At 75.8% G+C, this 6,371-nt stretch carries 5 protein-coding genes; 1 reads left to right on the plus strand and 4 read right to left on the minus strand.

Going from position 1 to position 6,371, the window contains the following annotated elements:
* Nucleotides 1-75: 75 nt before the first annotated feature.
* The 4 genes from ACRYM2_RS10065 to ACRYM2_RS10080 form a co-directional block, all read right to left on the minus strand.
* The gene (locus ACRYM2_RS10065; protein WP_432521923.1) at nucleotides 76-1,005 is read right to left on the minus strand and encodes a glycosyltransferase family 2 protein; all 930 of its coding nucleotides are present in this window, start codon (nucleotides 1,003-1,005) and stop codon (nucleotides 76-78) included.
* 65 nt (nucleotides 1,006-1,070) lie between these two features.
* Nucleotides 1,071-2,255: an alpha/beta hydrolase gene (locus tag ACRYM2_RS10070; protein ID WP_432521925.1), complete on the minus strand. Its 1,185-nt coding sequence runs from the start codon at nucleotides 2,253-2,255 to the stop codon at nucleotides 1,071-1,073.
* On the minus strand, nucleotides 2,252-3,136 hold the full coding sequence (gene kynA / locus ACRYM2_RS10075; protein WP_432521927.1) for a tryptophan 2,3-dioxygenase: 885 nt from the start codon (nucleotides 3,134-3,136) through the stop codon (nucleotides 2,252-2,254). Before kynA ends, ACRYM2_RS10070 begins: the two co-directional genes overlap by 4 nt.
* Nucleotides 3,133-4,494: a kynureninase gene (locus ACRYM2_RS10080; RefSeq protein ID WP_432521929.1), complete on the minus strand. Its 1,362-nt coding sequence runs from the start codon at nucleotides 4,492-4,494 to the stop codon at nucleotides 3,133-3,135. Before ACRYM2_RS10080 ends, kynA begins: the two co-directional genes overlap by 4 nt.
* Before the next feature lie 166 nt (nucleotides 4,495-4,660).
* Between ACRYM2_RS10080 and arc the strand changes: the two genes are divergently transcribed.
* Complete coding sequence (arc, locus tag ACRYM2_RS10085) at nucleotides 4,661-6,343, plus strand: proteasome ATPase (RefSeq protein ID WP_432521931.1); 1,683 nt, start codon at nucleotides 4,661-4,663, stop codon at nucleotides 6,341-6,343.
* Nucleotides 6,344-6,371: the final 28 nt, after the last annotated feature.

The raw sequence follows: 6,371 nt of genomic DNA on the forward strand, positions 1-6,371 counted from the left end.
GCATCTCCCACTGCTCGGCGCCAGGCGCTGGAAGGGTAGCGGCGTCCTCGCGGGCCGGCGCGCCGAGGGCCGTCCTCAGGCGGTGCCGGGCCTGCGGCGGTGCAGGCCCCGCGGCGGGGCCGGGTGCCGGAGGGGCCGCGGGGCGTGCGCGGTGCGCCAGGAGCGTTCCAGGGCCCGTGCGATCGGGCGCCGGCGGAGCAGCGCGGGCGGCAGGCACCGGGCCAGGACCACCACCTCCCGCCCGAGGTGGCCGTCGCGGGCGGCGCGGGCCACCAGCGCGGCGGTCGCGCGCAGCGCGCTCGGCAGCGGCCGGCGCAACCAGCACACGAGGAGCGCGTCGCGCTCGCGCACCGCCCGGCGGGCGGGGTCGGGCGGACCGGGCGGGCCGTGCGGGGCCTCGACGTCCTCCAGGTAGCACTGCTGCCAGCCGGCGGTGGCCAGGTCCAGCGACAGCAGGTCCTCCCCGCCGGAGCCGACCAGTTCGTCGAAGCCGCCGACCTGCTCGAAGGCGGCGGCCCGCAGCACGCCGGCGCGGGCGGTGAAGCCGAGGACGGGCGGTCCGGGCAGGGCCGGGTCGTGCCCCAGCGGGGCGGCCGCCATCGCCAGCGAGGCGCGGTCGGTCTCGCCGGAGGGCACGAGGGTGGCGCGGGCGGCGACGAGCCCGAGGGCGGGGTGCGCCTCGAAGGCGGCGACGGCGCGCGGCAGCGCCTGCGGGGCCCACCAGGAGTCGTCGTCGCTGAAGGCGACGTAGCGGGTGCGGGCGCGGCGCACGCCCTCGTTGCGGGCCAGGGCGCCGCGGTCCTCCGGCAGCCGCACCAGCTCCAGCTGCCGGTGGTGGCCGAACTCGGCCTCGACCATCTCCGGGCTGCCGTCGCAGGAGCCGTTGTCGACGACGACGACCGGCGGCCGGCCGGGCAGGTCCACCAGGTGCGACAGGCTGTGGCGCAGCCGATCGCGGTGGTCCGCCGTCGCGACGACGACGGTCACGTCGAGGAGGTCGGGCACGCGGCCATCCTGCTGGCGCGGCCCCGGGTCCGCAGCGGGAGCCCGCGGCGGGGCGCCCCGTCGCCTCAGCGCGGCACCCGCGCGGCCACGAGGTCGAGGGTGCGCTGCCACACCCGGGTGCGCGGGTCGACGACGCTGAAGTGGTCGCCGTCCTCCTCCAGCACCGCCACGTCGTCGCCGGCCGCGCGGGCCGCGGCCGCGTAGCGGCGCGAGGCGTCGAGCAGGTCCGGGTCGTCGCCGCGGCAGCAGACGACGGCGAGGGGGGAGCCCAGCGGCAGCCGCCGCAGCGGCGAGGAGGCCGCGTACACCTGCGGCAGCTGGGCGGGGGAGCCGCCCAGGGCCAGGGCGACGGCGCCCTCGCTGAGGTGGCGGTCGTGGATGCTCTCCAGGTCCAGGCAGCCGGCCAGCGACACCGTCAGCGCCGGCCGCACGGGCGCGGCGGGGCTGGCGGCGAGGTCGGCGGCGAGGCCGGCGGCGAGGTCGGCGGCGAGGCGGACGACGAGCTGGCCGCCGGCGGAGTGGCCCAGCAGGACCACGCGCCCCAGGTCCAGCGGGGCCTCCAGGCCGGCGACGGCCTGCAGCGCGGCCGCCACGTCCGCGGTGGTCGCCTCCCAGTCGTGCTCGTCGGGGCGGCGGTACTCGACGTTGACGGCGGCCCAGCCGCGGTCGGCCAGGTCCACGGCGACGGCGTCCATGAGGTCGCTGGCCCACCGCGAGCGCCAGTAGCCGCCGTGGACGAGCACGGCGACGGGGAACGGCCCGCTGCCGGCGTCGCGGGGCAGGCGCAGCTCCAGGCGCTGGTCCGGGTGCGGGCCGTAGGCCGAGGTGGCGGCCGGGCGGGTGCGGTGGTGGTGCCAGGCGTCGACGCCGAAGCGCAGGCCGCCCAGCCCGCGCGAGCGCACGTGCCGGCGCACGGCGGCGGACGGGTCGTGCGGGCGGGCGTCGACGTCCACGCGCACGACGCTGCGCACCGCGGCGCGCGCGTCCCAGGCGCCGAGGACGTCGTCGAAGGGGGTGGCGTCCGCTGGCAGCACGAGCGGCTCCCCCTCGGCGGCGGCGGCGCGCACGGCGCGCTCGAAGTCGGCGGCGGTGCGGGTGCGCACGAGCTCGCCCGTGCAGCCGTGCGCGGCCAGGGCCCGCTGCAGCAGCTCGTCGGCGGTCTGCGAGCCGGTCAGGACGCCGGGACCGGCGACCGCCGTCAGGTGCCCGCCCGCGGGGGCGGCCGGGGCGGCGGCGGGAGCGGTGCTCACGTGCCGATCTCCGTGCGGACCGCGTACAGCTCGGGGAAGAACGTCAGCTCCAGCGCCTTGGCCAGGAAGCCGACGCCGGAGGAGCCGCCGGTGCCGCGCTTGAACCCGATGGTGCGCTCGACGGTCTTCAGGTGCCGGAAGCGCCACAGCTGGAAGGCGTCCTCCAGGTCCACCAGCTCCTCGCAGGCCTCGTACTCCTCCCAGAAGTCCTCGGCCCGCTCGTAGATCCGCCGCAGCACCGGCACGAGGGCGGGGGTGGAGACGTGGGCGAGGCTGACGTCGCGCTCCAGCAGCTCGGCAGGCACGGCGTGGCCGCGGCGGGCCAGCAGCCGCAGGAACTCGTCGTACAGGCTGGGCGCGCGCAGCAGCTGCTCCAGCTCGGCGTGCGCGGCCGGGTCGTGGGCGAAGACGTCGAGCATCGCCGCGTTCTTGTTGCCCAGGGCGAACTCGACGGCGCGGTACTGGTGGCTCTGGAAGCCCGAGGAGCTGGCCAGGGAGCCGCGGAACTGCGAGTACTCGGTGGGGGTGAGGGTGGCCAGCACCGACCACTGCTCGGTGAGGGTGCGCTGGACGTGCTTGACGCGGGCGATGTTCTTCAGCGCCGGCTTCAGCCGGTCGGCGGCCAGCGCCGCCGTCGCGGCGCGCAGCTCGTGCAGCACCAGCTTCAGCCACAGCTCGCTGGTCTGGTGCTGGACGATGAACAGCAGCTCGTCGTGGTGCTCGGGCACGCTGAGCGGGTGCTGGGCGCTCAGCAGCTCGTCCAGGTGCAGGTAGGCGCCGTAGGACATCTCGCGGGTGAAGTCGGTGACCACGCCCGCCTCCACGGCGCGGACGTTCTCCGCCGCCCCCTGCGCCGGTCCCGGCGCCGGCCGCCCGCTCACCGGGCGCTCCCGGCCACCAGCGCGCGCAGGGCGAGGAAGCCGTCGAGGACCTCGCCGAAGGCGGTGGACAGCGGCGCCAGGCCGATGCGGATGCCGTCGGGGGCGCGGAAGTCGGGGAGCACCCCCTGCCGCCACAGCGCGTCGGTGGCGGCGCGGAAGTCCGCGCCCGAGGTGCCCTCGCGCAGGGTCAGGTGCCCGCCGCGGCGCTGCGCCTCGCGGGGGGTGGCCACCTGCACGCCCAGCGGGACCAGCAGGGCGTCGGCCACCTCCAGGGCGTAGGAGGTCAGCAGCAGCGACTTGGCGCGCACGGCCGCGATCCCGACGCGCTCCAGCTGCTCGGCGCCCACCCGCACCGGCACCATGCCCAGGATCGGCGGGGTGCCGGAGACCAGCTGGCGCACCCCCGGCCCGGGCTCGTAGCCGGCGCCCATCGCGAAGGGGTCGGCGTGCCCCATCCAGCCCTGGACCGGCTGGCGCAGCACGCCGTGGTGGCGGGCGGCGAGGTAGGCGAAGGCCGGGGCGCCGGGGCCGCCGTTGAGGTACTTGTACGTGCAGCCCACCGCCAGGTCCACCCCCCAGGCGTCCAGGGCCAGCTCGACGGAGCCGGTGGAGTGGCTGAGGTCCCACAGCACCAGGGCGCCGGCGTCGTGGACGGCGCGGGTGATCGCCTGCGCGTCGGCCAGGTGCCCGGAGCGGTAGGCGACGTGGCTGAAGGTGGCCAGCGCGGTGCGGGGGCCGAGCGCGGCGCGCACCTGCTCCACCTGCACGCCGGCGGCCGGGTCGGTCTCGATCCAGCGCAGCCGCAGGCCGCGCTCGGCGGCCACGCCCTCGAGCACGAAGCGGTCGGTGGGGAAGTCGTCGGTGTCGCACACGACCTCGTCGCGGCCGGTGGCGGCCGCCGCGTCCACCGCGGCGCGCACCAGCTTGTAGAAGAGCACCGTCGTGGAGTCGGCGACGACGGTCTGCCCGGGGGCCGCGCCGAGGGCGGCGCGGCCGATCAGGTCGCCCAGCTCGGTCGGCCAGTCCATCCAGCCGCCCGCCGCCGCACCGCTGCCGGCGAGCGCGGTGGTGGCGTCGGTGCCGGCGGCGCTGCCGGGGCCGGCGGTCCAGCCGCGGATGAGCTGCCCGCCCCACTGCTCGCGCACGAAGGCCTCGACCGCGTCGGCGGTGGCCTTCAGCGGGCGGCCGAGGGAGTTGCCGTCCAGGTAGGCGCTCACCCCGGGCGCGGCCTCCAGCAGGAACCGCTCGCGCTCGGGCGCCAGCGGGTCCTCGGCGTCCAGCCGGGCGGCCCGCCGCCGCAGCGCCGCCACGGCGTCCCGGGTGGTGTCCTCGCGGTCGGGAGCGGCGGTGTCGGGCATGGCGGGAGTGTAGGGACACCCGGAGGTCACGAACCGAACACCGAGCGGAGTCGGTCGGCAACGCGCCGACACCGATCCACCGCGCGATGTCCGGCGTGCGGGTTAGGGTCGAGCGCATCCACCGCCCGTCCGGCACGACCGGCCGAGCACAGAGGGGAGATGCGCCATGACGGAGCCCCAGCGCCGCTTCGGTGGCGGAGGTGAGCGGGACGCCCGCCACCTCGCCGCGCTCGAGGAGCAGCTCGGAGCCGCCCGGACCCGACTCGCCCAGGTCAGCGCCCAGAACGACCGCCTCGCCACCACGCTGCGGGAGGCGCGCGACCAGATCGTCTCGCTGAAGGCGGAGGTGGACCGGCTCGGTCAACCCCCCGCCCAGTACGCCACGTTCCTGCAGGCAGCCGACGACGGCAGCGCGGACATCGTCTCCGCCGGCCGGCGCATGCGGGTCGCGGTCAGCCCGGCCGTCGACCTCGGCGCGCTGCGCCCGGGCCAGGACGTCATGGTCAACGAGGCGATGAACGTCGTGGCGGCCTTCGACTACGAGCGCACCGGCGAGCTGGCCACGGTCAAGGAGCTGCTGGAGGACGGGCGGGCGCTCGTGCTCGCCCGCGCCGACGAGGAGCGCGTGGTCCGCCTGGCCGGGCCGCTGGCGGACGGGCCGCTGCGGGTGGGCGACTCCCTGACGATCGACACCCGCTCCGGCTTCGCCTTCGAGCGCATCCCCAAGGCCGAGGTCGAGGAGCTGGTCCTCGAGGAGGTCCCGGACATCGACTACGAGGACATCGGCGGCCTGGGCCCGCAGATCGAGGCCATCCGCGACGCCGTCGAGCTGCCCTTCCTGCACGCGGACCTGTTCCGCGAGCACGGGCTGCGCCCGCCCAAGGGCATCCTGCTGTACGGCCCGCCCGGCTGCGGCAAGACGCTCATCGCCAAGGCCGTCGCGAACTCCCTGGCCAAGAAGGCCGCCGAGCTGCGCGGGCAGACGCAGGCCAAGAGCTACTTCCTCAACATCAAGGGCCCGGAGCTGCTCAACAAGTACGTCGGCGAGACCGAGCGGCACATCCGGCTGATCTTCGCCCGCGCCCGCGAGAAGGCCAGCGGCGGCACCCCCGTCGTCGTCTTCTTCGACGAGATGGAGTCGCTGTTCCGCACCCGCGGCTCCGGCGTCAGCTCCGACGTGGAGACGACGATCGTGCCGCAGCTGCTCAGCGAGCTGGACGGCGTGGAGCGGCTGGAGAACGTCATCGTCATCGGCGCCTCCAACCGCGAGGACATGATCGACCCGGCGATCCTGCGCCCGGGCCGCCTGGACGTGAAGATCAAGATCGAGCGCCCGGACGCCGAGAGCGCCGGCCAGATCTTCGCCAAGTACCTCACCGCCGACCTGCCGCTGCACGCCGACGACCTGGCGGTCAACGGGGGCAGCGCGCAGGCCGCCGTCGACGCGATGATCCAGGCCACGGTGGAGCGCATGTACACCGAGAGCCCGGAGAACGAGTTCCTCGAGGTCACCTACGCCGGCGGTGACAAGGAGGTCCTGTACTACAAGGACTTCAACTCCGGCGCGATGATCCAGAACATCGTCGACCGCGCCAAGAAGATGGCCATCAAGGACCTGCTGACCCTGCAGCAGCGGGGTCTGCGCGTCGAGCACCTCATGAGCGCGTGCGTCGACGAGTTCAAGGAGAACGAGGACCTGCCCAACACCACCAACCCCGACGACTGGGCCCGCATCTCCGGCAAGAAGGGCGAGCGGATCGTCTTCATCCGCACCCTCATGCAGGGCAAGAAGGGCACCGAGGCGGGACGCTCCATCGACACCGTCGCCAACACCGGCCAGTACCTGTGAGCGCAGGCCGGCGCCGCTGAGGCGCCGG

It is taken from the genome of Kineococcus aridisoli (assembly GCF_050871885.1).
Lineage (GTDB): Bacteria > Actinomycetota > Actinomycetes > Actinomycetales > Kineococcaceae > Kineococcus.

Excerpts from the sequence above, each read along its gene's own strand:
- arc (WP_432521931.1), top strand. The coding sequence starts at position 4,661 with ATGACGGAGCCCCAGCGCCGCTTCGGTGGCGGAGGTGAGCGGGACGCC.
- ACRYM2_RS10080 (WP_432521929.1), bottom strand. The coding sequence starts at position 4,494 with ATGCCCGACACCGCCGCTCCCGACCGCGAGGACACCACCCGGGACGCC.